The sequence below is a fragment of the Phaeobacter gallaeciensis genome, assembly GCF_001678945.1.
GTDB classification, from domain to species: Bacteria; Pseudomonadota; Alphaproteobacteria; order Rhodobacterales; family Rhodobacteraceae; genus Phycobacter; species Phycobacter gallaeciensis_A.
This window is the reverse complement of record NZ_CP015124.1, coordinates 491,137-516,662: the sequence shown is the minus strand read 5'-3', so window position 1 is coordinate 516,662 and position 25,526 is coordinate 491,137. Positions and strand designations below refer to the sequence as shown.

Annotated in this window: 27 protein-coding genes; 14 read left to right on the top strand and 13 right to left on the bottom strand. The window is 60.7% G+C overall.

Going from position 1 to position 25,526, the window contains the following annotated elements; genetic code table 11:
• Nucleotides 1–21 precede the first annotated feature (21 nt).
• The 3 genes from soxC (at nucleotide 22) to katG (ending at nucleotide 4,975) form a co-directional block, all read left to right on the top strand.
• Nucleotides 22–1,305 carry a sulfite dehydrogenase gene (gene soxC / locus JL2886_RS02430; RefSeq protein ID WP_065273489.1) on the top strand — a complete coding sequence of 428 codons (1,284 nt, stop codon included), beginning with the start codon at nucleotides 22–24 and terminating at the stop codon, nucleotides 1,303–1,305.
• Nucleotides 1,289–2,344: a c-type cytochrome gene (locus JL2886_RS02425; protein WP_065270565.1), complete on the top strand. Its 1,056-nt coding sequence runs from the start codon at nucleotides 1,289–1,291 to the stop codon at nucleotides 2,342–2,344. The genes soxC and JL2886_RS02425 overlap by 17 nt, the downstream gene beginning before the upstream one ends.
• 414 nt (nucleotides 2,345–2,758) lie before the next feature.
• Nucleotides 2,759–4,975, top strand: coding sequence for a catalase/peroxidase HPI (katG, locus tag JL2886_RS02420; RefSeq protein ID WP_065270564.1), 2,217 nt, complete (start codon nucleotides 2,759–2,761; stop codon nucleotides 4,973–4,975).
• A 93-nt stretch (nucleotides 4,976–5,068) separates the two neighbouring features.
• Here katG and JL2886_RS02415 read toward each other — a convergent pair whose 3' ends face one another.
• Nucleotides 5,069–6,076: a GlxA family transcriptional regulator gene (locus JL2886_RS02415; protein WP_065270563.1), complete on the bottom strand. Its 1,008-nt coding sequence runs from the start codon at nucleotides 6,074–6,076 to the stop codon at nucleotides 5,069–5,071.
• Between the two features lie 259 nt (nucleotides 6,077–6,335).
• On the opposite strand from JL2886_RS02415, the gene JL2886_RS02410 reads away from it, so the two are divergent.
• The 7 genes from JL2886_RS02410 to JL2886_RS02380 all read left to right on the top strand — a co-directional run bounded on the left by JL2886_RS02410 (nucleotide 6,336) and on the right by JL2886_RS02380 (nucleotide 10,758).
• Nucleotides 6,336–6,968 (top strand): ATP-dependent Clp protease proteolytic subunit, encoded by a 633-nt coding sequence (locus JL2886_RS02410; RefSeq protein WP_065270562.1) that lies wholly within the window; start codon nucleotides 6,336–6,338, stop codon nucleotides 6,966–6,968.
• Between the two features lie 144 nt (nucleotides 6,969–7,112).
• Nucleotides 7,113–8,378 (top strand): ATP-dependent Clp protease ATP-binding subunit ClpX, encoded by a 1,266-nt coding sequence (clpX, locus tag JL2886_RS02405; protein WP_065270561.1) that lies wholly within the window; start codon nucleotides 7,113–7,115, stop codon nucleotides 8,376–8,378.
• 7 nt (nucleotides 8,379–8,385) lie between these two features.
• On the top strand, nucleotides 8,386–8,913 hold the full coding sequence (locus tag JL2886_RS02400; RefSeq protein WP_065270560.1) for a hypothetical protein: 528 nt from the start codon (nucleotides 8,386–8,388) through the stop codon (nucleotides 8,911–8,913).
• 27 nt (nucleotides 8,914–8,940) lie between these two features.
• On the top strand, nucleotides 8,941–9,303 hold the full coding sequence (locus JL2886_RS02395; RefSeq protein ID WP_065270559.1) for a RidA family protein: 363 nt from the start codon (nucleotides 8,941–8,943) through the stop codon (nucleotides 9,301–9,303).
• 108 nt (nucleotides 9,304–9,411) lie between these two features.
• Nucleotides 9,412–9,798, top strand: a complete 387-nt coding sequence (locus JL2886_RS02390; RefSeq protein WP_065270558.1) for an NADH:ubiquinone oxidoreductase subunit NDUFA12 — start codon at nucleotides 9,412–9,414, stop codon at nucleotides 9,796–9,798.
• A gap of 55 nt (nucleotides 9,799–9,853) precedes the next feature.
• Nucleotides 9,854–10,309 (top strand): outer membrane lipid asymmetry maintenance protein MlaD, encoded by a 456-nt coding sequence (gene mlaD, locus JL2886_RS02385; RefSeq protein ID WP_065270557.1) that lies wholly within the window; start codon nucleotides 9,854–9,856, stop codon nucleotides 10,307–10,309.
• An 83-nt stretch (nucleotides 10,310–10,392) separates the two neighbouring features.
• Nucleotides 10,393–10,758, top strand: coding sequence for a DUF2155 domain-containing protein (locus tag JL2886_RS02380; RefSeq protein WP_065273488.1), 366 nt, complete (start codon nucleotides 10,393–10,395; stop codon nucleotides 10,756–10,758).
• On the opposite strand, the gene aat is transcribed toward JL2886_RS02380, so the two are convergent.
• The 4 genes from aat to JL2886_RS02360 all read right to left on the bottom strand — a co-directional run bounded on the left by aat (nucleotide 10,722) and on the right by JL2886_RS02360 (nucleotide 14,072).
• Complete coding sequence (gene aat, locus JL2886_RS02375) at nucleotides 10,722–11,354, bottom strand: leucyl/phenylalanyl-tRNA--protein transferase (RefSeq protein ID WP_065270556.1); 633 nt, start codon at nucleotides 11,352–11,354, stop codon at nucleotides 10,722–10,724. The genes JL2886_RS02380 and aat overlap by 37 nt on opposite strands.
• 122 nt (nucleotides 11,355–11,476) lie before the next feature.
• Entirely contained in the window at nucleotides 11,477–12,826 is a 1,350-nt protein-coding gene (accC, locus tag JL2886_RS02370) for an acetyl-CoA carboxylase biotin carboxylase subunit (protein ID WP_065270555.1), read from the bottom strand.
• A 9-nt stretch (nucleotides 12,827–12,835) separates the two neighbouring features.
• Nucleotides 12,836–13,333, bottom strand: coding sequence for an acetyl-CoA carboxylase biotin carboxyl carrier protein (accB, locus tag JL2886_RS02365; RefSeq protein WP_065270554.1), 498 nt, complete (start codon nucleotides 13,331–13,333; stop codon nucleotides 12,836–12,838).
• A gap of 202 nt (nucleotides 13,334–13,535) precedes the next feature.
• Entirely contained in the window at nucleotides 13,536–14,072 is a 537-nt protein-coding gene (locus JL2886_RS02360) for a LuxR C-terminal-related transcriptional regulator (protein ID WP_065270553.1), read from the bottom strand.
• A gap of 99 nt (nucleotides 14,073–14,171) precedes the next feature.
• Between JL2886_RS02360 and JL2886_RS02355 the strand changes: the two genes are divergently transcribed.
• Both JL2886_RS02355 and JL2886_RS02350 read left to right on the top strand, forming a co-directional pair.
• Complete coding sequence (locus JL2886_RS02355) at nucleotides 14,172–15,680, top strand: class I adenylate-forming enzyme family protein (protein ID WP_065270552.1); 1,509 nt, start codon at nucleotides 14,172–14,174, stop codon at nucleotides 15,678–15,680.
• Nucleotides 15,677–16,480 carry a 3-hydroxybutyrate dehydrogenase gene (locus JL2886_RS02350; protein ID WP_065270551.1) on the top strand — a complete coding sequence of 268 codons (804 nt, stop codon included), beginning with the start codon at nucleotides 15,677–15,679 and terminating at the stop codon, nucleotides 16,478–16,480. The genes JL2886_RS02355 and JL2886_RS02350 overlap by 4 nt, the downstream gene beginning before the upstream one ends.
• Nucleotides 16,481–16,511: 31 nt before the next feature.
• On the opposite strand, the gene JL2886_RS02345 is transcribed toward JL2886_RS02350, so the two are convergent.
• From JL2886_RS02345 to JL2886_RS02310, 8 genes are all read right to left on the bottom strand, one after another.
• Entirely contained in the window at nucleotides 16,512–17,048 is a 537-nt protein-coding gene (locus JL2886_RS02345; RefSeq protein ID WP_065270550.1) for a helix-turn-helix transcriptional regulator, read from the bottom strand.
• Nucleotides 17,045–17,587, bottom strand: coding sequence for a cytochrome b/b6 domain-containing protein (locus JL2886_RS02340; RefSeq protein WP_065270549.1), 543 nt, complete (start codon nucleotides 17,585–17,587; stop codon nucleotides 17,045–17,047). Before JL2886_RS02340 ends, JL2886_RS02345 begins: the two co-directional genes overlap by 4 nt.
• Before the next feature lie 78 nt (nucleotides 17,588–17,665).
• Nucleotides 17,666–17,926 (bottom strand): PepSY domain-containing protein, encoded by a 261-nt coding sequence (locus tag JL2886_RS02335; RefSeq protein ID WP_065270548.1) that lies wholly within the window; start codon nucleotides 17,924–17,926, stop codon nucleotides 17,666–17,668.
• Between the two features lie 259 nt (nucleotides 17,927–18,185).
• Nucleotides 18,186–18,941, bottom strand: a complete 756-nt coding sequence (locus JL2886_RS02330; protein WP_065270547.1) for an ABC transporter ATP-binding protein — start codon at nucleotides 18,939–18,941, stop codon at nucleotides 18,186–18,188.
• Between the two features lie 12 nt (nucleotides 18,942–18,953).
• Nucleotides 18,954–19,709 (bottom strand): ABC transporter ATP-binding protein, encoded by a 756-nt coding sequence (locus JL2886_RS02325; RefSeq protein ID WP_065270546.1) that lies wholly within the window; start codon nucleotides 19,707–19,709, stop codon nucleotides 18,954–18,956.
• 13 nt (nucleotides 19,710–19,722) lie between these two features.
• Nucleotides 19,723–20,925 carry a branched-chain amino acid ABC transporter permease gene (locus JL2886_RS02320; protein ID WP_065270545.1) on the bottom strand — a complete coding sequence of 401 codons (1,203 nt, stop codon included), beginning with the start codon at nucleotides 20,923–20,925 and terminating at the stop codon, nucleotides 19,723–19,725.
• Between the two features lie 4 nt (nucleotides 20,926–20,929).
• Nucleotides 20,930–21,952 carry a branched-chain amino acid ABC transporter permease gene (locus JL2886_RS02315; RefSeq protein WP_065270544.1) on the bottom strand — a complete coding sequence of 341 codons (1,023 nt, stop codon included), beginning with the start codon at nucleotides 21,950–21,952 and terminating at the stop codon, nucleotides 20,930–20,932.
• 159 nt (nucleotides 21,953–22,111) lie between these two features.
• Nucleotides 22,112–23,458: a substrate-binding protein gene (locus JL2886_RS02310; protein ID WP_065270543.1), complete on the bottom strand. Its 1,347-nt coding sequence runs from the start codon at nucleotides 23,456–23,458 to the stop codon at nucleotides 22,112–22,114.
• A gap of 234 nt (nucleotides 23,459–23,692) precedes the next feature.
• Between JL2886_RS02310 and JL2886_RS02305 the strand changes: the two genes are divergently transcribed.
• Nucleotides 23,693–24,991: a helix-turn-helix domain-containing protein gene (locus JL2886_RS02305; RefSeq protein ID WP_065270542.1), complete on the top strand. Its 1,299-nt coding sequence runs from the start codon at nucleotides 23,693–23,695 to the stop codon at nucleotides 24,989–24,991.
• 96 nt (nucleotides 24,992–25,087) lie between these two features.
• A complete protein-coding gene (locus tag JL2886_RS02300) occupies nucleotides 25,088–25,468 on the top strand; it encodes a response regulator transcription factor (protein ID WP_065270541.1) in 381 nt (126 codons plus the stop codon).
• Nucleotides 25,469–25,526: the final 58 nt, after the last annotated feature.

Sequence of the window (25,526 nt, the reverse complement as noted above, 5' to 3'; positions counted from 1 at the left end):
AAATATGGAGGCATGAACAAGATGAGCGATAATTCAAAGGGTTTCACCCCGTCGCGCCGTCAGTTTCTGGCGGGTGCGGCTGCGGCCGGGGCCGGATCTGCGGTTGCTGGTGCGGCCCAGGCGGCCGGGCCTGACCCGCTGATCACGGAAGTCCAGGAATGGGCCAGCGGCTTGGGTGATGGCGTCGACGCCACCCCGTATGGTCTTCCGATCAGCTATGAATCGGATGTGATCCGCCGCAACGTGGAATGGCTGACCGCCGATACGATTTCGTCGATCAACTTTACCCCGATCCACGCCCTGGATGGCACCATCACGCCGCAGGGTTGTGCGTTCGAACGTCACCACTCGGGCGCGATCGAGCTGAAGAAAGAAGACTACCGCCTGATGATCAACGGTCTGGTCGACACGCCGCTGGTCTTCTCCTACGCCGATCTGGAGCGTTTTCCCCGTGAAAACCGCGTCTACTTCTGCGAATGCGCGGCGAACTCGGGCATGGAATGGGCCGGTGCCCAGCTGAACGGCGCCCAGTTCACCCACGGCATGATCCACAACATGGAATATTCCGGCGTCAGCTTGCGCACGCTGCTGGAAGAGGCCGGTCTGGATGCAGCAGGCGATCTGAAGGACAAATGGGTCTACGTGGAAGGCGCCGATGCCTCCTCTAACGGCCGTTCGATCCCGATGGACAAGGCGCTCGATGACGTTCTGGTCGCCTTCAAGGCCAACGGCGAAGCCCTGCGCAAAGAGCACGGCTATCCGGTGCGCCTGGTCGTTCCCGGCTGGGAAGGCAACATGTGGGTCAAGTGGCTGCGTCGCATCGAAGTCACCAACGGCCCGGTTGAATCCCGCGAGGAAACCTCGAAGTACACCGACACGCTGGCCGACGGCACCAGCCGCAAATGGACCTGGGAAATGGATGCGAAATCCGTTGTCACCAGCCCCAGCCCGCAGTCGCCGATCACCCACGGCAAGGGTCCGCTGGTCATCACCGGTCTGGCCTGGTCCGGTCGCGGCCACATCACCGGCGTTGATGTCTCCATTGATGGCGGCAAGACTTGGAATGAGGCCCGCCTTGCGGCGCCCGGAACCGATAAGGCGCTGACGCGCTTCTACCTCGATATCGACTGGGACGGTCAGGAAATGTTCCTGCAAAGCCGCGCCCGCGACAGCTCGGGCTACGTGCAGCCGACCAAGACCCAGCTGCGCGACGTGCGTGGTCTGAACTCGATCTATCACAACAATTCCATCCAGACCTGGTGGGTGAAGGCAAACGGAGAGGCGGAAAATGTCGAAGTTTCCTAATCTGATCGCAGCAACAGCAGTGGCCACCGCCTTGGCGGTGCCTGCCTATGCAGAGAAATTCGGACTGGGCCGCCCGGCACTGCCCGAAGAGATCGCTGCGTGGAACCAGGACGTCAGTCCCGATGGCACCGGCCTGCCCGAAGGTTCCGGTGATGTCTTCACCGGCGAAGAAATTTTTGCCGAACAATGCGCTGTCTGCCATGGCGATTTCGCCGAGGGCGTTGGCAACTGGCCGAAACTGGCGGGCGGTGCCGACACGCTGGACCACGAGGACCCGCTGAAGACGGTCGGTTCCTACTGGCCGCATCTGTCGACGACGTGGGACTACGTCAACCGCTCGATGCCCTTTGGCGCGGCGCAGACGCTGGAACCGGATGAGGTCTATGCCATCGTGGCCTATATCCTGTACTCCAACGATCTGGTGGATGACGAGTTCACCCTGTCGAACGAGAACTTCCTGGATGTGGAAATGCCCAACGCGGATGGCTTCATCGTCGATGACCGCCTGACCTCCGAAGCGCATTTCTGGACCGACACGCCTTGCATGGAAAACTGCAAGGACAGCGTGGAAATCACCATGCGTGCGGCGGTTCTCGATGTTACCCCGGACGAAACCGGCGAAGTCCCTCCGGCGGAAACCGGTGAAGCCGTGGTTGAAGAGGCCAAGGCGGAAGAGCCTGCCGCCGCTGAGCCGGTGGAAGAGGTTGCCGCGCTGGACCCTGAACTGGTTGCAGATGGCGAAAAGGTCTTCAAAAAGTGTAAGTCTTGCCACCAGGTGGGTGACAAAGCCAAGAACAAGACCGGTCCGGTTCTGAACGGGATCGTTGGTCACGCTGCTGGTGCTGTGGAAGGCTTCCGTTATTCCAAGGCCATGAAGTCGGCCAATGAAGACGGTCTGGTCTGGACCGAAGAAGAGCTTTCTGCCTTTCTGGCAAAGCCGAAGAAATACATGAAAAAGACCAAAATGTCCTTTGCTGGGCTGAAGAAAGACGACGACATCGAAGCGGTCATCGCCTATCTGAAGTCTTTCGGCGGCTGATGGTCTGACGGCCATATGGTTCTGGCATTGCCGCTCTTCATGGGGCGGCGGGGCCGGGCAGTCCACCTGGCAATACATTTCTGAAAACAGGCGCGGATCGCTTCCGCGCCTGTTTTTTATTGCCGATCAGGATTGATTGTTGGCTGGGTCGCTGTGGTTCGCGCATCCGCGAACAAAGGCATAGGAATTTGCTATGATTGCTATCAGTAAAAATAACTTATTTTTATCGCACGGATTTGTTAGAACGTTTCTAGGTTAAAGGAGGGAGGCCTTTAGGGCTGCGGATCCGATCTGAGTTTCTGCACTCCACGCAAAGGCTCTTCTCCTGACAGACACTTGTCCTTCTGGAATGGCCCATTCCGGGGCAGATGTCGCGCCACGACGACAGAAACGTAGCAATAATCGGAGGAAAAAATGGACGGCAATGATATTCCCAGCGGCAAATGCCCGGTGATGCACGGCGGCACAACCACCTTTGGCGCGCGCGTCAACAGCGATTGGTGGCCGAACCAGCTGAACCTGCGGATCCTGCATCAGAACAGCGCAAAGTCCGACCCGATGGGGCAGGCCTTTGATTACGCAGGAGAATTCAATAAACTCGACCTGAAGGCGCTGAAGAAAGACCTTTATGCGCTGATGACCGACAGCCAGGACTGGTGGCCGGCGGATTACGGTCACTATGGCGGTCTGTTCATCCGCATGGCCTGGCACAGCGCAGGCACCTACCGCACCGGCGATGGCCGCGGGGGCGGTGGCACGGGGCAGCAGCGTTTTGCGCCGCTGAACAGCTGGCCGGATAACGGCAACCTCGACAAGGCGCGTCGCCTGCTGTGGCCGATCAAGCAGAAGTACGGCAACAAGATCTCCTGGGCCGACCTGATGATCCTTGCGGGCAACTGCGCGCTTGAGGATATGGGCTTCAAGACCTTCGGTTTTGCCGGTGGCCGCGCTGACGTGTGGGAGCCGGAAGAGGACATCTACTGGGGCGCCGAAGACGAATGGCTGGCGACCTCAGATACGGAAAACAGCCGTTATTCTGGCGATCGTGAGCTGGAAAACCCGCTGGCCGCCGTGCAGATGGGCCTGATCTACGTGAACCCGGAAGGTCCTGACGGTAACCCGGACCCCATCGCCTCGGGCCGCGACATCCGCGAAACCTTTGCCCGCATGGCGATGAACGACGAGGAAACCGTGGCGCTGACCGCTGGTGGCCACACCTTTGGCAAGATGCACGGCGCGGGCGATGCCGCTCATGTGGGCGCCGAACCCGAAGCCGCGCCGATGGAGGCGATGGGTTTTGGCTGGCTCAGCAGCTACAAATCCGGCAAGGGCCGTGACACCATCACCTCGGGTCTGGAAGGCGCCTGGACGTCGAACCCGATCAAATGGGACAACGGTTATTTTGACGTGCTGTTCAAATACGAATGGGAAAAGGTCAAAAGCCCGGCCGGTGCTTGGGTCTGGACGCCCAAGGACATCCAGGAAGAGGATATGGCGCCGGATCCGGAGGATCCGTCCAAGAAGGTTCCGATCTTCATGTCCACCGCCGACATGGCAATGCGCATGGACCCGGCCTATGAGAAGATCTCGCGTCGTTTCCACGAGAACCCGGAAGAGTTCGCAGATGCCTTTGCCCGCGCTTGGTTCAAGCTGACCCACCGCGATATGGGGCCGAAATCGCGCTACCTGGGCGATGAGGTTCCCGCCGAAGATCTGATCTGGCAGGATCCGATCCCTGCCGTGACCCATCCGGTCATTGGTGAGGCGGAAATCGCCGAACTGAAAGAGAAGATTGCGGCTTCGGATCTGACCATCCCTGAGCTGGTTTCGACCGCCTGGGCCTCGGCCTCGACCTTCCGTGGGTCGGACAAGCGGGGCGGTGCCAACGGTGCCCGTATCCGTCTTGCGCCGCAAAAGGACTGGGAAGCCAACCAACCCGAACAGCTGGCCCGTGTTCTGGGCGTGCTGGAAGGGATCCAGGGCGCCTTCAACGCAGGCCGCAGCGATGGCAAACAGGTGTCGCTGGCAGATCTGATCGTGCTGGGTGGCTCGGTTGGTATCGAGCAGGCTGCAAAGAAGGCTGGGCAGGACATCACTGTGCCTTTCACACCGGGACGTGCAGACGCAACGGCTGAGCAGACCGATGTGGAATCCTTCGAGGTGCTGGAACCGGTGGCTGATGGTTTCCGCAACTACCATAAGACGCAGTTCACTGTTGCGCCGGAAGAGATGATGCTGGACCGGGCGCAACTGCTGACGCTGACAGCACCGGAAATGACAGCGCTTGTCGGTGGCCTGCGGGTTCTGAACACCAACGTCGGGCAGACTACCCATGGTGTTTTCACGGATAAGCCCGAAACCCTGTCCAACGACTTTTTCGTTAATCTTCTGGATATGTCGACCGAGTGGAAACCCACCTCGGACGAGGCACAGGAGTTCGAAGGCCGCGACCGCGCCAGCGGAGAGGTCAAATGGACAGCCACCCGTTGTGATCTGGTCTTTGGCTCCAACTCGCAACTGCGCGCCCTGGCCGAGGTCTATGCCCAGGCGGACAATGGCGGGAAATTCGTCAATGACTTCGTGGCGGCCTGGACCAAGGTGATGAACGCAGATCGCTTCGATCTGTCCTGAACACGGCCTGTCTGATCTGTCCGAAAAACAACCAACGCCCCGGCATTTGCCGGGGCGTTCTTACTTGGGCGCCGGGCATCAGCCCGTTGAGTGTCAGGACCAGCCTTTACGGAAGAAATGCGGGCTGGCACCGAATTTGCGTTTGAACTGGCGAGAAAAATGCGTGGTGCTGTTGAAGCCCGAAGCCAGCGCGATCTCGGTCACCGACATCGAGGTTTCATTCATCAGGGCAAAGGCATGGCTGAGCCGCATATCGCAATAGACGTGCATCGGGCTCTGGTTCAGGTAGCGGGCAAAAAGCCGCTCCAGCTGGCGACGGGAGATATCCAATCGGGCGCAAAGATCGCCGATCTGAAGCGGTTCTTCGATCGCTTCCTGCATCAGCTGCAAGGCGTTAAGCAGGCGCTGGTTGCGGCTGCCAATGGCAACCGCGAAATTCGACTTCTGCGGCGCGGCCTGTCCGCCGGAGCGGGCATGCAGGCACATGTCGGCCACGATAATGGCCAGCTGTTTGCCGTGGCGCGCTTCAATGAGGCTCAGCATCAGGTCGGTCGCGGCATTGCCGCCGCCGCAGGTCATCAGGGGGCCCGAAACCTCGAATGTATTGGCGGATGGAGTCAGGCGCGGAAATCGTTCGATGAACCCCGGCTGGTTCTCCCAGTGCAGGGTGAATTTCTGATCCTTGATAAGTCCGGCCTGAGCCAGTGCAAAGGCGCCCGTGCAGATGCCACCGATGGAGCGGCCAAAGCGGCTTTCGCGGCGCAGCCAGTTGAGCGTGGCCTCGCCAGCGGTGCTTTGGGGTTCCACGCCGGCGCAGACAAAGCCAAGACTGTCGGCGGGCAGGGGGCGCAGGGGCATGTCCGGCGTAATCATCATCCCGTTTGAACACCGGATCGGTTCGCCATCCTCGGTCATCACGAACCAGCGATAAAGCCGCGTGTTGGTGACCTGATTGGCGATCCGCAGAGGTTCGATTGCGGCTGCGACGGGCAGCATCGTCGCCTTTTTCAGCAGCAGGAAATAGAAATCCTGCGGTTCCCCTTCAAATGGCACGTCCAGCTTTGCCGCCGCACCTTTTTGAACGAAGCTGTCATCTGTCATGGCATGGATCCGCCGCCGGGAGTGTCTCTGTGTCTTAAGCCAGAGTTTTGCAGGCAGGCCGGGGAATTGCGACCGGGGATTCGCGAATAGCGACCTGCCGACCCGGGGTGCGGAACCGGTCGCAGGAGGAGCGGCAGGACGGGCGCAGGCGGTTTAAATTCGCATACCGCCCCTTGCAGGCCTTTTGGGCGAGCACTAAGACTCAGGTAACAGTTGGTCCGATATGATGGCGGACATAATTCAAAGCAGGCAGGTCCTAATGATTGATCCGACAGAAACATACATGAACACTCTGGTGCCCATGGTGGTTGAACAGACCAGCCGGGGTGAGCGCGCCTACGATATCTTCTCGCGCCTGCTGAAAGAGCGTATCATCTTCCTCAACGGTCCGGTTCACGATGGGATGAGCTCGCTGGTCGTGGCACAGCTGCTGCACCTTGAGGCTGAAAACCCGTCCAAGGAAATCTCGATGTATATCAACAGCCCCGGCGGTGTTGTGACCTCGGGCCTGTCGATCTACGACACCATGCAGTACATCAAGCCCAAGGTCTCGACCCTGGTGATTGGTCAGGCGGCCTCGATGGGCTCGCTTCTGCTGACCGCGGGTGAGCCCGGCATGCGCTTTTCGCTGCCCAACAGCCGCGTGATGGTACACCAGCCGTCCGGCGGGTATCAGGGTCAGGCGACCGACATCATGATCCACGCCGAGGAAACGCTGAAGCTGAAGCGCCGCCTCAATGAAATTTACGTGAAGCACACCGGCCAGGAATACGAGAAGGTCGAAAGCGCGCTGGAGCGTGACAATTTCATGTCGCCCGAAGAAGCCAAGGCCTTTGGCCTGATTGACGAAATCGTCGAAAGCCGCAGCAAAGGCGACGACGAAACCAGCTAAGCCCGGTAGATCAACTGGGTGTGTGCCCCTATCCCTTTGGGGCACACTTTGACATTGTGACCGCTTGAGCAGTGTCTTAAGCTGTCAAAAAGGCGAAGGGGGCTGACGGCTCTTTTTCGGCCCGAGCGGACTGAAAGGTAGATCATGGCAACGAACTCAAGCGGCGACAGCAAGAACACGCTTTACTGTTCCTTCTGCGGCAAAAGCCAGCATGAGGTGCGCAAGCTGATTGCAGGACCGACCGTGTTCATCTGCGACGAATGCGTCGAACTGTGCATGGACATCATCCGCGAAGAAACCAAGGCGTCGGGGCTGAAGGCCACCGATGGCGTGCCCACGCCCAAGGACATCTGCGAGGTTCTTGACGATTATGTGATCGGTCAGGCCACGGCAAAGCGGGTTCTTTCGGTGGCGGTGCACAACCACTACAAGCGTTTGAACCACGCGCAGAAAACCGCCAGCGATATCGAACTGGCGAAATCCAACATCCTGCTGATCGGCCCCACCGGCTGCGGCAAGACGCTGCTGGCGCAGACGCTGGCGCGTATTCTGGATGTGCCCTTTACCATGGCTGACGCCACCACGCTTACCGAAGCCGGTTACGTGGGCGAGGATGTGGAGAACATCATCCTCAAGCTGTTGCAGGCGTCAGAATACAACGTCGAGCGCGCGCAGCGCGGCATCGTCTATATCGACGAGGTCGACAAGATCACCCGCAAGTCGGAAAACCCCTCGATCACTCGCGACGTGTCGGGCGAGGGCGTGCAGCAGGCGCTGCTGAAACTGATGGAAGGTACCGTTGCTTCGGTTCCGCCGCAGGGCGGGCGCAAGCATCCGCAGCAGGAATTCCTGCAAGTGGACACCACCAACATCCTGTTCATCTGCGGCGGTGCCTTTGCCGGTCTCGACCGGATCATCGCGCAGCGCGGCAAGGGCTCTGCCATGGGCTTTGGCGCCGATGTGCGTGACAACGATGACCGCGGTGTGGGCGAGATCTTCCAGGATCTTGAACCCGAAGATCTGCTGAAATTCGGCCTGATCCCGGAATTTGTTGGCCGTCTGCCGGTTCTGGCAACGCTGGAAGATCTGGATGAGGACGCGCTTGTCACCATCCTGACCAAGCCGAAGAACGCGCTGATCAAACAGTACCAGCGCCTGTTCGAGCTGGAAGACACCGAGCTGGACTTCACCGACGAGGCGCTGATGGCAATTGCCAAGAAAGCCATCGAACGCAAAACCGGTGCCCGGGGCCTGCGCTCGATCCTCGAAGATATCCTGCTCGACACCATGTTCGAATTGCCGGGCATGGAGAACGTCACCAAGGTAGTCGTGAACGAGGAAGCGGTGACATCGGATGCGCAGCCTCTGATGATCTACGCTGACGAAAAGGAATCCGCATCGGCCGGTTAACCCGCTGATGTGGATCGCATTTGCGCTGTTGCGCAGAGGGGCGAACGTCATTTTGACGTTCGCCTTTTTCTATGGGGTTTGGTGGTATCTTTTCACCTGGATGCCGGAGAAGAACCGCCAGACATACGATCCGATATATGCGCGCGATGTTTTTTCCGGGCACCTTCCGGTGGCAGAGGTTCTGGCAACACGTCGGTTTCACGCAAAAGATGCCGAGACCTGGGACTGTACATATGCCATCGTGCGTTTGGGGCCAGATGCGCCAGAACAGCCGCCTACTTGGATAGATGATGAAATGGGTTGGCAATTCCGGTTCGGCGGACAGTGGGTCGAAAGCCCACGGGCGGAGCCACCTGTAAATCACTATGACCACATCGACACTTGCGCCAAGTATTGGCCAATGGAGCTATCCACTGAATTGAAGGACACTCTTTACAGTTCTGGCGCTTGGTTCGTGTACAGACAGTATTCAGATACCCTGTTTCTCTACAGCAACGAGAGACGGCTTGCCGCACGCATCCGGTTTGGGGATTAGTGACCGTAATTGAGAGAGGAGCATTCTATGACCATCAAGCGCATTTCATCCGGTGGCGAATTCGAGAAGAAGGTCGGCTATTGCCGGGCCGTTGTAGCGGGCGGTTTCGTGCATGTCGCAGGCACTGTGGGGCAGGGGGAGGATGTTGTCTCCCAGTGCCGCTCGGCGCTGGATATCATTGCAAAGGCACTGGCTGAGGCGGGCGCTTCCTTTGCCGATGTGGTGCGGGTGAACTATTACCTGCCGGACCGGGCTGAATTCGACGCCTGCTGGCAGATGCTGGCTGAAACCTTTGGGGATAATCCCCCCGCTGCAACCATGATCGAATGCGGGCTGATCGATCCAAAGTACCGGATTGAAATCGAAGTTACGGCCCTTCTGCCCCAGTAAGCCTGGGATCGTGCCAATTCCTGCCATGCTGTTAGCCACAGGGTGGCAACCCACTGGACCTCGCGCCGAAAGTACGCCATATCAGGGGCAACATTTTCGGAGGCACCCATGGGAATCCTGAACTCTCTTCTGCGCGCTGTGACCTGGTGGAACGGCTCCACGCTCAACACCGCTATCTACACCCGCCGCAAAGGCATCAAAGTGGGCGAGGATGACGCGGGCAATGTGTTCTACCGCAATGCCGATGACAGCCGCCGCTGGGTCATGTTCAACGGTGAGGCCGAAGCTTCGCGCGTCAGCCCCGACTGGCATGGCTGGCTGCACCGGACCTTTGACGAGGTGCCGAGCGACAAGCCGCTGGCGCATAAGACCTGGGAAAAACCGCATCAGGAAAACCTGACCGGCACCGCGCTGGCCTATGCTCCGGCCGGATCAATCCGCCGGGGCGGTGAGCCTGAGCGACGCAGCGATTACGAGGCCTGGGTTCCCGAGTAACCCCTGACATCTTTGCGGTGTCAGCTGACGACAAATAACGATTTAGGCAGGCGATATGTCCCATAATACCACAGAGGTTCTGGCCGGTGGCGTTGTCGTTGCGGCGGCGCTTGCCTTTGCCGTCTACGCTGGACAGGCTGCGGGCCTGTCGCGCGGCGGGGCGGGCTATCCGCTCAGCGCCTCTTTCCGCTCTCTCGAAGGGGTCACTGTCGGCACTGACGTACGGCTGGCCGGGGTCAAGATCGGCACCGTCACCGGGGTCGAGCTGAACCCGCAGACCTTCCGCGCCGATACCAGTTTTACCGTGGACAATGGCATCGTGATTCCCGACGACAGCTCTGCAGTGATCTCCTCCGAAGGGTTGCTGGGCGGTAACTTCGTCGAGATCATGCCCGGTGGTTCGCCGCTGAACCTGGAGGCCGGGGAAGAGATCCTCGACACCCAGGGCGCGGTCAGCCTGATTTCGCTTCTGGTGAAATTCGTTTCCGGAAGTGGTGGAGAAGACCAGTGACGCACCTCGCGGCCCGGCTGCGGACTGTCAGATCGGCGCTGCTTTGGGGCTGCGCTGTTTGTGCCGGGTTCGGCCTGACCGCGATGGATGCCGCGGCGCAGGCGGTGATTACGCAGGAGCTGTCAGAACAGGATCAGGCGGCACAAGAACAGGCCGCATCGGGCTCTGCTGCCGTTTTGCGCGGCCTTGATAAGGTCAACGGGCGCACGGTGGATGCCGAGATCCCCGTCGGTGGCAGCGCAGAAATCCTGGGCCTGATCGTGACTTTGGGCGAATGCCGTTATCCTGCTGACAACCCGACCGGCGATGCCTATGCCTTCCTCACCGTGCGCAGCCCAGCCAATGGCGAAGTCTTCTTTGAAGGCTGGATGATCGCCTCAAGCCCGGCGCTGAACGCGCTGGATCACAATCGCTATGACGTCTGGGTCATCCGCTGCAAAAGCGAGTGAGGCGTCGGTATCTGCGGGCGGGTGAAATCGCCACTCCCTTCCATGGCGTCGCGTAATTGCCGCCGATAGGCCGCACGGCTGATCTCGATCGCGCCGAGCGAGGCCAGATGATCGGTCAGGAACTGAGTGTCGCACAGAACAAATCCGCCCTGCCGCAACCGGTCCACCAGATAGGCCAGCGCCACCTTTGATGCATCCCGTTGGCGCGAGAACATGCTTTCGCCAAAGAACGCCGCGCCGAGCGAGACCCCATAGACGCCTCCAACCAGTTCATCGCCATGCCGTACCTCAAGCGAATGCGCATGGCCGATCCGGTGCAGGTCCATATAACGGTCGAAAATCTCGCCATTGATCCAGGTATCCGGGCGGTCGGCGCAGCCGGCGACCACACCAGCGAAATCGCGGTTGATGGTGATCGAAAAGCCGCCGTTGCGGATGCGTTTCGCGAGGGAGCGGGAGATGTGAAACCCATCCAGAGGCAGGATGCCGCGCCGTTTCGGATCAACCCAGAAGATCTCCGGGTCGTCGCGGTGTTCTGACATGGGGAAGACGCCAACGGAATAGGCATGCAGCAAGAGTTCGGGCGTAAGGCTCATGCGGGTGCCCCCGGGGGCTTTGGTGGCTTCGGTCGTCTTGGTGGCCTTTGCCTTATTGGCAGGCCCTCAGGCGACAGGGCGGGCATGGACGCGCCCCGTCGCGATCATTTGCAGCCCGGCCCTTAGGCGGGCAGGTTTTCTTCCAGCCAGTGCTCAAGCCAGTGGATGTCATAATCCCCGGCCAGCACGTCACGCTCCTGCAGCAGGGCGTGGAACAGCGGAACGGTGGTGTCGATGCCATCGACGATCAACTCACCCAGCGCGCGGCTGAGACGCGCCAGCGCCTCGGGCCGGTCGCGGCCGTGCACGATCAGTTTCCCGATCAGGCTGTCGTAATAGGGCGGGATCGAATAGCCGTCATAGAGCGCCGAATCCATCCGTACACCCAGACCGCCGGGCGCGTGGAACGCGGTGATCTTGCCGGGACAGGGGGTGAAGTTCGGCAGTTTCTCAGCGTTGATCCGCACTTCGATGGCATGGCCATTGATCTGCAGATCGTCCTGACCAAAGGACAACGGCTGACCCGAGGCAACGCGGATCTGTTCGCGTACCAGATCGACACCGAAAATACCTTCGGTCACCGGGTGTTCCACCTGCAGGCGGGTGTTCATCTCGATGAAATAGAACTCGCCGTCCTCGTAAAGGAATTCGACCGTACCAGCGCCGGAATAGCCCATCTTGCCGATGGCATCGGCGCAGATCTTGCCAATACGGGCGCGTTCTTCCGGGCTGATCGAGGGGCCGGGGGCCTCTTCGAAAACCTTCTGGTGGCGTCGCTGCAGCGAGCAGTCACGCTCGGCAAGATGCAGACCGGTGCCCTTGCCGTCGCCAAAGACCTGAACCTCGATATGACGCGGCTTCTGGAGGTATTTCTCCATATAGACTTCGTCATTGCCAAAGGCTGCCTTGGCTTCGGAGCGGGCGGTGGAAAAGGCCATTTCCAGCTCGGCTTCGTCCTTGGCCACCTTCATGCCGCGTCCACCGCCACCAGCGGTGGCCTTGATGATCACGGGATAGCCCATGTCGGCCGCAGCGGCTTTGGCCGTGGCCAGATCCGGCACGCCGCCCTCAGAGCCCGGCACCACGGGGATGCCCAGTTCCTTGGCGGTTTCCTTGGCGGTGATCTTGTCGCCCATGATGCGGATATGCGCCGCCGAGGGGCCAATGAAGGTCAGCCCGTGATCCTCGACGATCTGCACGAAATTGGCGTTTTCCGACAGGAAGCCATACCCGGGGTGAATCGCCTGGGCGCCGGTGATTTCACAGGCCGAGATGATCGCCGGGATCGACAGATAGCTTTGGTTGCCGGCGGGCGGGCCGATGCAAACCGACTCATCCGCCATGCGCACGTGCATCGCATCGGCATCGGCGGTGGAATGCACGGCGACGGACTGGATGCCCATCTCTCGGCAGGCCCGGATCACGCGCAGGGCGATCTCGCCGCGGTTGGCAATCAGGATCTTGTCAAACATGCTGGATCCTTACTCGACGATGACCAGGGGGGATCCGAACTCCACGGCGGCGCCGTCTTCGACCAGAATGCGCTTCACCGTGCCGGATTTCGGCGCGGGGATGTGGTTCATCGTCTTCATCGCTTCGACGATCAGCAGAGTATCACCCTCTTTGACGCTGTCACCGACCTTGATGAAGGAAGGCGCGCCGGGTTCGGGCTGCAGATAGACGGTGCCGACCATAGGCGAGGTCACCGCGCCGGGATGGCTGGCGGGATCTTCTGCGGCTTCCGGTGCCGGAGCTGCAGCGGCTGCTGCCGGGGCCGGTGCGGCGGCAGCGGCCGGTGCCGCTGCGATCGTCTGCACCGGAGCAGGGGCGGCGGCGATTTGCCGTGAAACCCGCACGTTCAGGCTGTCATCTTCACCGTAGTCCCGTTTGACCTGCAGTTCGGTCAGGTCGTTTTCGCGCAGCAGTTCCGCCAGCGCCTTGATGAATGCCACGTCAGCTTCGTGAGATTTTTCTGTCATTTTGTCCTCAGCCGGTTCCGACAGGCCTGCGAAGATGTCGCAGGCTGGAAATTAGAGCGCTTATAGGCCAAGCTTTACCACAAGGAAAGCGCTGCCGATCATGCGCGGTCTATTAGCGCCAACATGGGGGCGTCGCGCGGGATTCGCAATTGCAGAGGGGCCTGTGATTGGCCAAAGGCAGCTGTTACGGCCTCTTAAAGGCTCATAATGGCATCCCGGTCAGCTTGGCCACCAGTTCGGGCAGTTTGCGGGCGCCGAACTTTTCCAGAAGGTGCGCCCGGTGGGTTTCTATGGTGCGGTAGGAGAGGTTCAGCTTGGCGCCGATTTCCTTGGCCGACAGGCCCTTGCAGGTCAGAATGGCGACTTCGCGTTCCCGCGGGGTCAGGCTGACCACGGGGCGGTCGTCCGAGATATCGGCAAAGGACCAGACACCGGTCTGAAACGGCGCTTCTGGGGACACGGATCGCCCACGCACCCGGCACCAGAAGAGTTCTCCTGATCTGCGCCGCATGATGCGTTCGTCGCTATAGCTGCCGGTGCGGTGCTCTTCTTCCTGCAAAAGCGCACCAATACGACGGAACTCTTCCTGGGTGGGGTAAAGATCCGCGATCAGCATTTCGTCATAGTCGGCTGGCTCCCCGCCAAAGGTCGCGGCGAACTGGAGATTGCAGCGTTTGATCACACGGCGTTCCAGCACGGCAAGGCCGACGGGCGCATGGCTAAAGGCGATATCTGTCATGACCTCTATTAACCGGGTATTTTTGCGGAATTGAAGAGGCCGGGGCCGCATGGAAATGTATTTCTGCCGCTCAACAGGGCGCGCTAAGGGAGGATTAGCATGAATATCGGAATGTGGCTGGCCCGTCAGGCTGCGGCGGGCGGGGACCGTCCTGCCTTGTTTCTGGGCCGCGATCAGGTGGCGGATTACGGCAGCTTTCACCAAAAGGCCGCGCAGGTTGCGGGCTGGCTGGTCTCGCAAGGGGTAGAGCCAGGGGACCGCGTTGCGATCTTCATGAAGAATTGCCCGGACTACCTGATCGCCCTTTTCGGGATCTGGTATGCTGGGGCCGCGGCGGTGCCGGTCAATGCAAAACTCCACGGGCGCGAGGCGGCCTATATCCTGGAAAATTCCGGCACCCGGCTGGTCTTTGCCTCGGCTGGTCTGGATACGGCCCTGCGCGAGGCCGGGGTGACGCTGGATATCATCGACTTCTCCGGCGCAGACGGGGCCGCTGTGCTGGCTGCGGATCCTGTGACTGCGCCGGTCCGCCGGGCACCGCAGGATCTGGCATGGCTGTTCTACACGTCGGGGACCACAGGCAGGCCAAAGGGGGTGATGATCACCCACCGGATGCTAATCACGGTTTCGCTGGCCTATCTCAACGATGTGGATGCGGCCAGCGCTGAGGATCAAATCCTCTATGCCGCCCCGATGAGCCACGGCGCAGGCCTTTATGCCATGCTGCACGTGCTGGTCGGCGCCGCGCACGTTTGCCCGCCGTCGGGGGGATTTGAACCGCATGAGATTTTCGAACTGGCCGAGCATTTTGGCCGCGTGCAGATGTTCGCCGCGCCTACCATGGTGACGCGCATGACCGCGCAGGCCAAGGCGGCCGGGCGCAGCGGACGCGGCCTGCGCACGGTCGTCTACGCGGGCGGCCCGATGTATCTGGCGGACATCATCGAGGCGGTCGATCATTTCGGTCCGGTCTTTGTACAGATCTACGGACAGGGCGAATGCCCGATGGGGATCACCGCGCTCAGCCGTCATGACGTGATCGACCGCAGCCATCCCGAATGGCGCGCCCGGCTGGCTGGTGTGGGCCGCGCCCAAAGCCCGGTCGAGGTGCAGATCGGATCGCCGGATGGCACACCGCTGCCGCCAGGAGAGGTTGGAGAGATCATGGTGCGCGGCGATGCGGTGATGCCCGGCTACTGGAACAATGAGACCGCCACCGCAGAAACGTTGAAAGACGGCTGGCTGATGACCGGGGACATGGGGGTCATGGATGCGGCGGGCTATCTGACGCTGCAGGACCGCTCCAAGGATATGATCATCACGGGCGGCTCGAACGTCTATCCGCGCGAGGTCGAAGAAGTGCTGCTGATGCACCCGGATGTGCAGGAGGTCTCGGTCGTGGGGCGCAGGCACGCCGACTGGGGCGAAGAGGTGGTCGCCTTTATCGTGGGGACGGCACCCGAGGCAGAGCTGGATGCGCTTTGCAACGATCAGATCGCCCGCTTCAAGCGGCCCAAATCCTATATCCGCACGGCGGAGCTTCCCAAGAACAATTACGGCAAGGTCCTGAAGACCGAGCTGCGCAAAATGCTGGAGGAAAACGCATGACGGATCTGAGTGGAAAGACGGCGCTGGTGACGGGATCGGTTCAGGGGATCGGCCTTGCCATTGCAAAGGAACTGGCGGGCGCGGGCGCCCGTATCGCTGTTCATGGCATCGCCGATGAAGCAACCGCGCAGGCAGCGACGGAGGCCCTGCAGGAGGCCGGGGCACCCGAGGCGCGATTCTTTGCCGGGGACCTGAGCCAGCCTGAGGAGATCGACGCGCTGATGAGCGCCGTTGCGGACTGGGGCGGCGCAGATATCGTGGTGAACAATGCCGGGATCCAGAAAACTGCGCCTTTGGCCGAAATGCCGCGCGAGACCTGGGATGCGATCCTAGCGGTCAACCTGTCGGCGGCCTTTCACATCATGCAGGCGGCGCTGCCGGTCATGGCGGCGCGCGGATTTGGCCGGGTGATCAATATCGCCTCCGTCCACGGGTTGGTCGCCAGCAAGGACAAGGCGCCCTATGTGGCCGCGAAATTCGGTCTCGTTGGTCTTAGCCGGGTGGCGGCGCTGGAGTATGCCGATCAGGGCAGCCGGGACACCGGCGGCGTGACGGTGAATTGCATCTGTCCGGGCTGGACCGAAACCGCGATCATCGAACCGCAGGTGGCTGCGCGGGCGGCGCAGATGGGCGGCGACAGAGAGGCGGGGATAGCCGATCTTCTGTCCGAAAAACAGCCTAGCAAACGGCTGTCGGATCCATCGGAAATCGGTGCGCTGGCGCTGTGGCTCTGTGCTCCGGTGGCGCATAACGTCACCGGCACCGCCATTCCGGTTGATGGCGGCTGGACCGCGCAGTAGGCGCCAAAATTCACTGTCCCTGATGCGCTGGTCAGCCCGATTTGGCCAGCGGTTCCGGGGCGGTGTCCTTGCCGTGACCCATCAGCGTGTCGATCAGGAGGCTCATCAACTCGGCGCGGTTGCCGCTGCCGGATTTGCGGTAGATGGCATTGAGTTGCGCCTTGACGGTGCCTTCGGCGCTGCCGCGCATCTGGGCGATTTCGCCAGTGCTCAGCCCCTTGACTAGAAAGGTCGCCACATCCCGCTCTGCCGGGGTCAGGTTCCAGGCGGAAAATTCGGTATCGATGACTTCCTGAATGGCGCCCTGCGCGCTCTTCAGGCTTTGCTCCAGATGCGCCTTGCGCCGCAAGAGCCACATCAGGATACGGACTTCGACCACGATGGCGGCGATCAGGCCGAAGGTGGCAATCGCTTCGATCGCCGCGTGCCGCCCTTCAGTATTCATCGCGCCGGGCATCAGAAGATCGGCAATGATATCACCCAGAAAGATCGCCGCGCAGATGGACTGCACGACGATCAGGGCGATCAGAACGGAGGGTTGGGCCGGGTCAAATCTGCTGTTGGTCACTGTTGGGTCTCCGGGGGACTCGTCGGTAGGTCCTTGTACCCCGAGACCATGGAACGCGCCAGATTGACCCTTGTGCGGCGGCTTTCATAGATCACCGCAGCGATATGCAGCACGACCGAGATTTCGGCCCAGGTGACCAGTGCTTCGTGCAGCTCTTCGGGCCATTCGATGCCCCAGAACATGTCGGTGGTCATCAGATAGCCGGTGAGACCGATGCCAAGGATCGTCAGCAGCAGGTTGTAGATCATCAGGGCGCCAAGCGGCGTATGGCCCCGGTGCGGACGCACCCGCCCAGTGGCAATATCCGTCAGCTGCCCGACAGCGCCCGAGAAACTGGGAGGGAAACTGGAAAACCGGGCATAACGGCTGCCAATCACCCCCCAGAGTATGCGCACCCCGATCAGGCCAACGATCACGTACCCCAATACCTCGTGAATCCGTTCGTCCGGATCGGTCAGCAGCGCATTTGCGGCGAACAGAATGACAAGTGACCAGTGAAACAGACGGATCAGCGGATCCCAGACATAGTGACGTTGCATGAGGGTCTCCCAATCGAATGGATGCGGCATTTGGTCGGGCGGAGCGGTACGTGCATCCCGGCTCCGCCCGGGCTGGTATCAGTCTTCCTTGACGCGGATGATTTCCATCTTGTCGTTCAGATAGATCTCCAGCTTTTTGCCGTCTTTCAGGGCGTAGGCCTCGTACATGCCGTCTTCGGATTCGATCTTGCGCACCTCATAGCCCTGTTCGGTCAGTGTGGCGCGGATCTGCGCTTCGACTTCGGCGCTGGGCTTGCCATCCGAGGCCAGCGCCGCGACGGGCAGCGACAGAGGCAGGACAAGGGCGAGGGCCAGGATGCGGGCAGAAGGTTTGAACATGATAAGTCTCCTTGATGTGACAGTCTGATGTGACTGCGGCACGCCATGCGGGCCGTGGTGGACATATCGGAGCGGGCAGGGCGGATCTGGAATAGATCGTGGGATGGATGCGGAGGCTAAACCGGGCGCGTATAACCCTGGTTTATGCAGGTTTTTGCGCTATTTCCCTGCTCCGACGCAAAAAAGACCGGCTCCGAAGGGAACCGGTCTTGAGGTAACCGCACCAGTCACAACACCAGTGCGACGGGGAGAATTGAGATCAGATCGCCAGATATTCGGCGCGCAGCTCGGCGTTTTCCAGAACCTCGGAGGCGGTGCCGTCAAAGACGATCCCGCCGGTGTCCAGAATGACCGCCCGGTCGGCAAGTTCCAGCGCGCGCACCGCGTTCTGTTCCACCAGAATCGTGGTCATGCCCTGTTCCTTGATGTGGATGAGAGTCTTTTCGATCTCGTCCACGATGACCGGCGCGAGGCCTTCATAGGGTTCATCCAGCAGCAGCACCTTGATGTCCCGGGCCAGCGCGCGGGCAATGGCGAGCATCTGCTGCTCACCCCCCGAAAGGGTCACGCCTTCCTGCTTGCGCCGTTCACCAAGGCGCGGGAACAGATCGTAAAGGCGCTCGATGGACCAGCCGATGGGCGGGGCGATCTGTGCCAGTTGCAGGTTTTCCTCGACCGTCAGGCCGGGGATGATGCGCCGGTCCTCGGGCACCAGACCCAGACCGGCGGCGGCCGCTTCATGGCTTTCCATCTTGTGCAGCGGCTGGTGGTCCAGCCAGATCTCGCCCTGGGTGACCATCGGGCTGCCGGTGCGGGCGATAGACCGCAGGGTGGATGTCTTGCCCGCGCCGTTGCGGCCCAGCAGGGCAAGGATCTCGCCTTCGTGGACGTTAAAGTTGATACCCTGCACGATGTAGCTTTCGCCGTAATAGGCGTGCATGTCCCAGACTGACAGGAAGGCCGGAGCCGTTGTCGCCTGATTGGCGTTCTTGGAGAAATCCGGTTTGACGTTCATCTCTGTTTCTCCTTATGCGCTTTCGCCCAAGTACGCTTCGCGCACCTTGGGGTTGCCACGGATGTTCTGCGGATCGTCTTCGACCAGCGGCGTGCCCTGCGCCAGAACCGTGATCCGGTTGGCTAGGCTGAACACCACATGCATGTCGTGTTCGATGATTGCGATGGTGATGTCGCGCTCGTCCGAGATCTGTTTCAAGAGATCGATGGTGTTGTTGGTGTCGGCCCGTGCCATGCCGGCGGTGGGTTCATCCAGCAGCAAGAGGCGGGGTTCCTGAGACAGGCACATGCCGATCTCAAGACGCCGTTTGTCGCCGCGCGACATGGCGGCGGCATGCATGTGCCGCTTGTCCGCCATGTTCATTTCCACCAGCATCTGCTCGGCCTTTTCCAGCACATCCTTCTGCTTGGCGACCGAGGCGATGGCGTTCAACTCGAACGCCCCGTCCCGTTTGGCAAAGCAGGGGATCAGCATGTTTTCCAATACGGTGAGATCGCCAAAGATCTCGGGCGTCTGGAATACGCGGGAAATGCCCATCTGGTTGATCTCATAAGGCGCCCGGCCCAGCACCGACTGACCGTCGAACATGACCGATCCGGTGTCTGGGATCAGCTTGCCCACCAGACAGTTCAGTAGGGTGGATTTGCCCGCCCCGTTCGGGCCGATGATGGCGTGAACGGAGTTTTCCTTGACGCTGAGGTTCACATCCGACAGCGCCTGAAGGCCGCCGAACCGTTTGCCCACGTTTTTGACTTCGAGGATACCCATTGATCCTGTCTCCTTATTCCGCAGGTTCGGTTTTTTTGCTGGCCGAGCTGTCCTTGGACTTGCGCCCTTTGAACCAGCCTGCAATGCGCTGCCCGCCTTCGACGAGGCCACCGGGCAGGAAGATCACCACCAGCATGAACAGGATGCCCAGCGTCAGGTGCCAGCCTTTGCCGATGAAGGGGTGGACGATGAAGACCATGAAGTCTTCGATCCCGTCGGGCATAAAGCTGAACCAGCTGTGCAGAACGTTGTCGTTGATCTTCGAAAAGATGTTTTCGAAGTATTTGATGAAGCCCGCGCCCAGAACCGGACCGATCAGCGTGCCGGCACCGCCGAGGATGGTCATCAGAACCACCTCACCCGAGGCGGTCCACTGCATGCGCTCGGCGCCTGCCAGCGGGTCCATCGAAGCCATCAGGCCACCAGCAAGGCCGGCGTACATGCCCGAGATCACAAAGGCAGCCAGGGTGTAGGGGCGGGTGTTGAGGCCAGTGTAGTTCATCCGTTGCTGGTTCGATTTCACCGCCCGCAGCATCATGCCAAAGGGCGAGCGGAAGATGCGGATCGCCAGATAGAAGGAGGCCAGCATAACGAGCGCGCACAGGTAGTAGCCCGCGTTGAACTGGAAGGCCCAGGGACCCACCGCCATTTCAAAGGTCGAGCGCATCTCCATCCCGAAGAAGTTTGTCACGGGGATTGAGCCGTCTGCGGTGGCAGAGACACCCAGAACGCGGGGGTCTTCCAGCGTCAGCTGCAGGCCGGTTTCACCGTTGGTGATCGGCGTCAGCACCGAATAGGCCAGGTTGAACGACATCTGCGCAAAGGCCAGCGTCAGGATCGAGAAGTAGATGCCCGAGCGGCGCAGGGACACAAATCCGATCAGCAGCGCGAACAGCCCCGCTATGATCACCGACAGGATGATGGCCGGGACGACGTTCATGCTGAGCAGCTTGAACATCCAGACCGCCGAGTAGGAGCCCACCCCCAGAAAAGCCGCGTGGCCAAAGGAGAGGTAGCCGGTGAGGCCGAAGAGAATGTTGAACCCGATTGCGAAGATCCCGAAGATCACGAAACGCTGCATCAGGTCAGGATAGCCCGCGTTGAACTGCGCCATGGCGCTGTCTGCCGGGAAGGGGTTCAGGATGAATGGTGCGCACAGGGCCAGGATGGCGACCAGCAGCAGCATTCGAGTGTCTTTTTTGTCCAGTCCGAACATGTGCTTAGTCCTCCATCACGCCTTTGCGGCCCATCAGGCCCCGCGGGCGGGTGAGCAGAATGATGATCGCGACCACATAGATGATGATCTGGTCGATGCCGGGGAGAATGGATTTGATTTCATTCATCGAAGCAAAGCTTTCGAGAACCCCCAGAAGGAAGCCGGCCAGAACGGCGCCGGGCAGGGAGCCCATGCCGCCCACAACCACAACCACGAAGCTGAGAACCAGGAAGTCCATGCCCATGTGGTAGTTGGGAGAGTTGATCGGCGTGTACATCACACCGGCAAGTCCCGCGACCGCAGCGGCAATACCAAACATGATGGTAAAGCGGCGGTCGATGTTGATGCCCAGAAGGCCGACGGTTTCCCTGTCTGCCATCCCGGCGCGCACAACCATGCCGAAGGTGGTGAATTGAAGGAAGCTGAAGATGCCACCGATGATCACCACCGCAAAGAAGAAGTAGACCACGCGCCAGACCGGATAGACGATGTCCATGCCGATGACCGCGCCGAGATTCACAACGCCGTTAAGTGCCTCGGGGGCCGGGGTTTGGATCGGGTTCGCGCCATAGAAATACTTGACGATTTCCTGCAGCACGATGGCCAGGCCAAAGGTCACGAGGATCTGGTCCGCATGTTCGCGCTTGTAGAAATGCTTGATCAGCCCACGTTCCATCACGTAGCCGACGAAGATCATGATCGGGATCGCAAACAGGATCGCCAGCGGCACCGCCCAGTCGATGATCGCGCCGCCCACCTCGGGGCCGAACCAGGATTCAACATAGGGCGTTTTGACCTTCAGCGGGTTGCCAAGAAAGTCTTTCTGGCTTTCGTCGACGGTCTCAAAGCTGAGGTTCAGAATGCGCTGCAGGGTCACGGCGCAGAAGGCGCCGATCATGAACAATGCGCCGTGGGCGAAGTTCACAACGCCCAGCGTGCCGAAAATGAGTGTCAAACCCAGCGCGATCAGCGCATAGGCCGAGCCTTTGTCCAGCCCGTTCAAGATTTGCAATAGGATTGCGTCCATAGTCCCCACCTTCGGGTTCTTCAGTATGGAAGTGATAGAGTCCGACCGTTCGCGGGACGTGCCCCGGCGTTCTGTGCGGAGGCGCTCCGCATGGCAGATGAATGGACGGACGTTTCTGAAAGGGGCCGGGCGCAAGACGCGCCCGGCTTTTCACTCGGATCAGGCGCCCGGGTTGCAGGTGCCAAGGGCACCGCCTGCAAACATCGGGTGATCCGGCGGATAGGTAACCTGAGCGGCCGGGGTGACCTCGACAACTTCCAAGAGGTCGAACTCGGAGGTCGGGTTCTCTTTCCCGCGCACAACCAGAACGTCTTTGAAGCACTGGTGATCTTCGGCGCGATACAGCGTCTTGCCGTTGCCCAAACCGTCAAATTCGAAGCCTTCCAGAGCCTCGGCCACACCGCAGGGGTTGAAGGTGCCCGCGCGCTCACATGCATCTGCATAAAGCAGGGTCTGGCAGTAAACGGTATGCGCCGCCTGGCTGGGCGGGAAGCCGTATTTGGTGCCGAAGGACTGCACGAAGGCTTTCGATGCATCGTCCTGCAGCGACCAGTGCCAGTTGGTGGAACCGTGAATGCCCTTCACGTTTTCGCCGGCGCCTTTCGCCATCAGGCGGGAGTAGAGCGGAACGACGATTTCGAACTGCTTGCCGTTGACGATCTTGTCGCGCAGGCCGAACTGAACCGCGTTGGTCAGCGAGTTCACCATGTTGCCGCCATAGTGGTTCAGAACCAGAACGTCGGCGCCGGAGTTCAGAACCGGGGCGATATAGGACGAGAAGTCGGTCGCGGCCAGCGGCGTGCGTACCTTGTTCACGGTGTTCCAGCCCAGGGCCTCGGTCGCGGCTGCGATCGATTCTTCCTGGGTCCAGCCCCAGGTGTAGTCGGCGGTCAGGTGATAGGCGTTACGGTCGGTGCCATAGAGGTTCTTCAGCACCGGCGCCAGGGCGGCACCCGACATGTAACCGTTAAAGAAGTGACGGAAGCCGTTGGCTTTCTTGTCTTTACCGGTGGTGTCGTTGGAGTGGGTCAGACCCGCCATAAAGATCACGCCGGCTTCCTGGCATAGGCCCTGAACCGCGATGGCCACGCCCGAGGACGAGCCGCCGGTGATCATCACCGCGCCGTCTTTTTCGATCATCGACTTGGCCGATGCACGGGCCGCGTCGGATTTGGTCTGGGTGTCACCGGTGACGAATTTGACTTCCTTGCCCAGGATGCCGTTCCCTTTCAGCGCCTTCGAGCTGAAGGTGTTCATCATGCCGCCGTCGCCGCCACCGTTCAGGTGCTCGACTGCCAGCTGGTATGCGCGCAGCTCGTCTGCGCCCTCATCGGCGTAGGGGCCGGTCTGCGGCACGTTGAAGCCGAGGGTGACGGTGCTGCCGGTCGGCTCGTTGGTGTAAGCGGCTGCGGACGACGCAGTGAAGATCGTCGGAAGCGCAACGCCAGCGCCCATCATGGCACCGGACTTCAGTACCCCGCGACGCGAGACATCAGATTTGGACATGTAATCCTCCCTTAAGATTTTAACGCCTAGCAGCTCCTCACTTCCGCTCGGCGTCGGCACGGTTTTCGTGCAAAATCAGTATGAGGGCAGCTTGTAAAATCGCGCAATAAATCCCTTGTAAAGCAGGCTTATTCTGTAAATAAATGAACAGTATTCCACGGCATTCTGTAAAGAAACTTATGCCGCGCCGCGGAAAGCCCTTGAAATAGCGGCCTTTTGGGAAAGACCTGTAAAATGGCACGTGACACTCTGACCGGCAGCAGAATCCGCGAACGGCGGCTCATCCTCGGGATGCGTCAGGCGGAACTTGCCCGCGCGGCTGGTATTTCGGCCTCGTATCTCAATCTGATCGAACACAACAGGCGCAGAATCGGCGGCAAACTGCTGGTCGGGATCGCGCAGGTTCTGGGGGTTGAACCTTCGATGTTGAGCGAGGGCGCCGAAGCGGCGCTGATCGCCAGCCTGCGCGAAGCAGCAGCAGATAGCGGCGTGCCCGTGGCCGAGCTGGACCGGGCGGATGAGTTCGCGGGCCGGTTCCCCGGCTGGGCCGAGGTGCTGGCCACCAGTCACCGCCGCATCGCCACACTGGAGCGGACGGTGCAGACCCTGTCGGACCGGCTGACACACGATCCGCATCTGGCCGCTTCGCTGCACGAGGTCCTGTCGACCGCTGCGGCGATCCGCTCGACCGCGTCGATCCTGGCCGAAACCAATGAGCTGGAGCCGGAGTGGAGCGACCGGTTCCACAAGAACCTGAACGAGGATTCCCTGCGGCTGGCCGAAAGTAGCCGCGCCTTGGTGAGTTTTCTTGACGAAAGCAATACGGGCGCAGACCGGCGCGGAGTGCCGCATGAAGAGGCGGAGGCTTTTTTCCTCGCCCAAGGCTATCATTTCCCGGATTTGGAAACCGGCAGCGGCAGCCCGGAGGAATTGGTTTCTGGCGCGCCGGAACTGGTCAGCGATGCAGCAAGGCTGATCGCCCGCAGCGCACTGGAGCAATATCAGCGCGATGCCGCTGCGCTGCCGCTGGAGCCATTGCGGGTGGCACTGGACAAGGGAGGTATTCGCCCCGGGGTGCTGGCGGAACAGTTCGGCTGTGACCTGCCCACGGTGCTGCGCCGTATCGGTCTGCTGCCTTTTGAAGTGCTGGGGCAGGAGGCCGGGCTGGTGATCTGCGATGCCTCAGGCTCGATCCTGGTGCGCAAACCGGTGACCGGATTTGCCCTGCCGCGTTTTGGCGCCTCATGCCCGCTCTGGCCGATTTATACCGCGTTGGCGCGCCCGCACGTGCCGGTACGCCGCAACGTGGTGCAGCAGGGGCGCTCGGCGCTGGCGTTTAAATGTTTGGCAGTGGCATGGGATCATGTGACACCGGATTTCGACAGCGATCCACTCTATCACGCGGTGATGCTGATTCTGCCGCAAAGCGAAGTGCCGGAAGGCGCGCAACCTGTGGGCGCCAGCTGCCGGATCTGCCCGCGCCGGGGATGTCCGGCCCGCCGCGAGCCGTCGATACTGAAGGAAGAGTTTTGACAGCTGCGGGGCTGCGCGGCTACTCTAACGTGAAACGGGCATGTGCGCCGGGACCGCTATGGGTCCGGGGAGCGGCGCTGGGAGGACCTTCTGCCAATGAGCAGACACGTAATTCTGATCGAGGATGAACCGAATATCACTGAGGCGATCCGCTTTCTTCTGACGCGCGATGGCTGGCAGGTTGATGCCTACGCCGATGGGACCGGCGCTGTCGAGGTGATACGCGAGGCCCAACCGGATCTGGTGATTCTGGACCTGATGCTGCCGGGCAAAAGCGGGCTTGAGATCATCCGCGAGCTGCGTGAGGTCGACGGGTTTGCCTCCTTGCCGGTTCTGATGCTGACCGCCCGCGGCCAGATGAAGGACCGGGAAATGGCCGAACGCGCTGGCGTGACCCGGTTCATGACCAAGCCCTTTTCCAACTCCGAGGTTCTGACGGCCGTGCGGGACCTGCACGCTCAGGCCAGCCAGGGATGACCCCGAGCGGTCGGATTTGGCCCTCAACAGGAGGCAGCCTTGGCTGCCGCCCTGACCG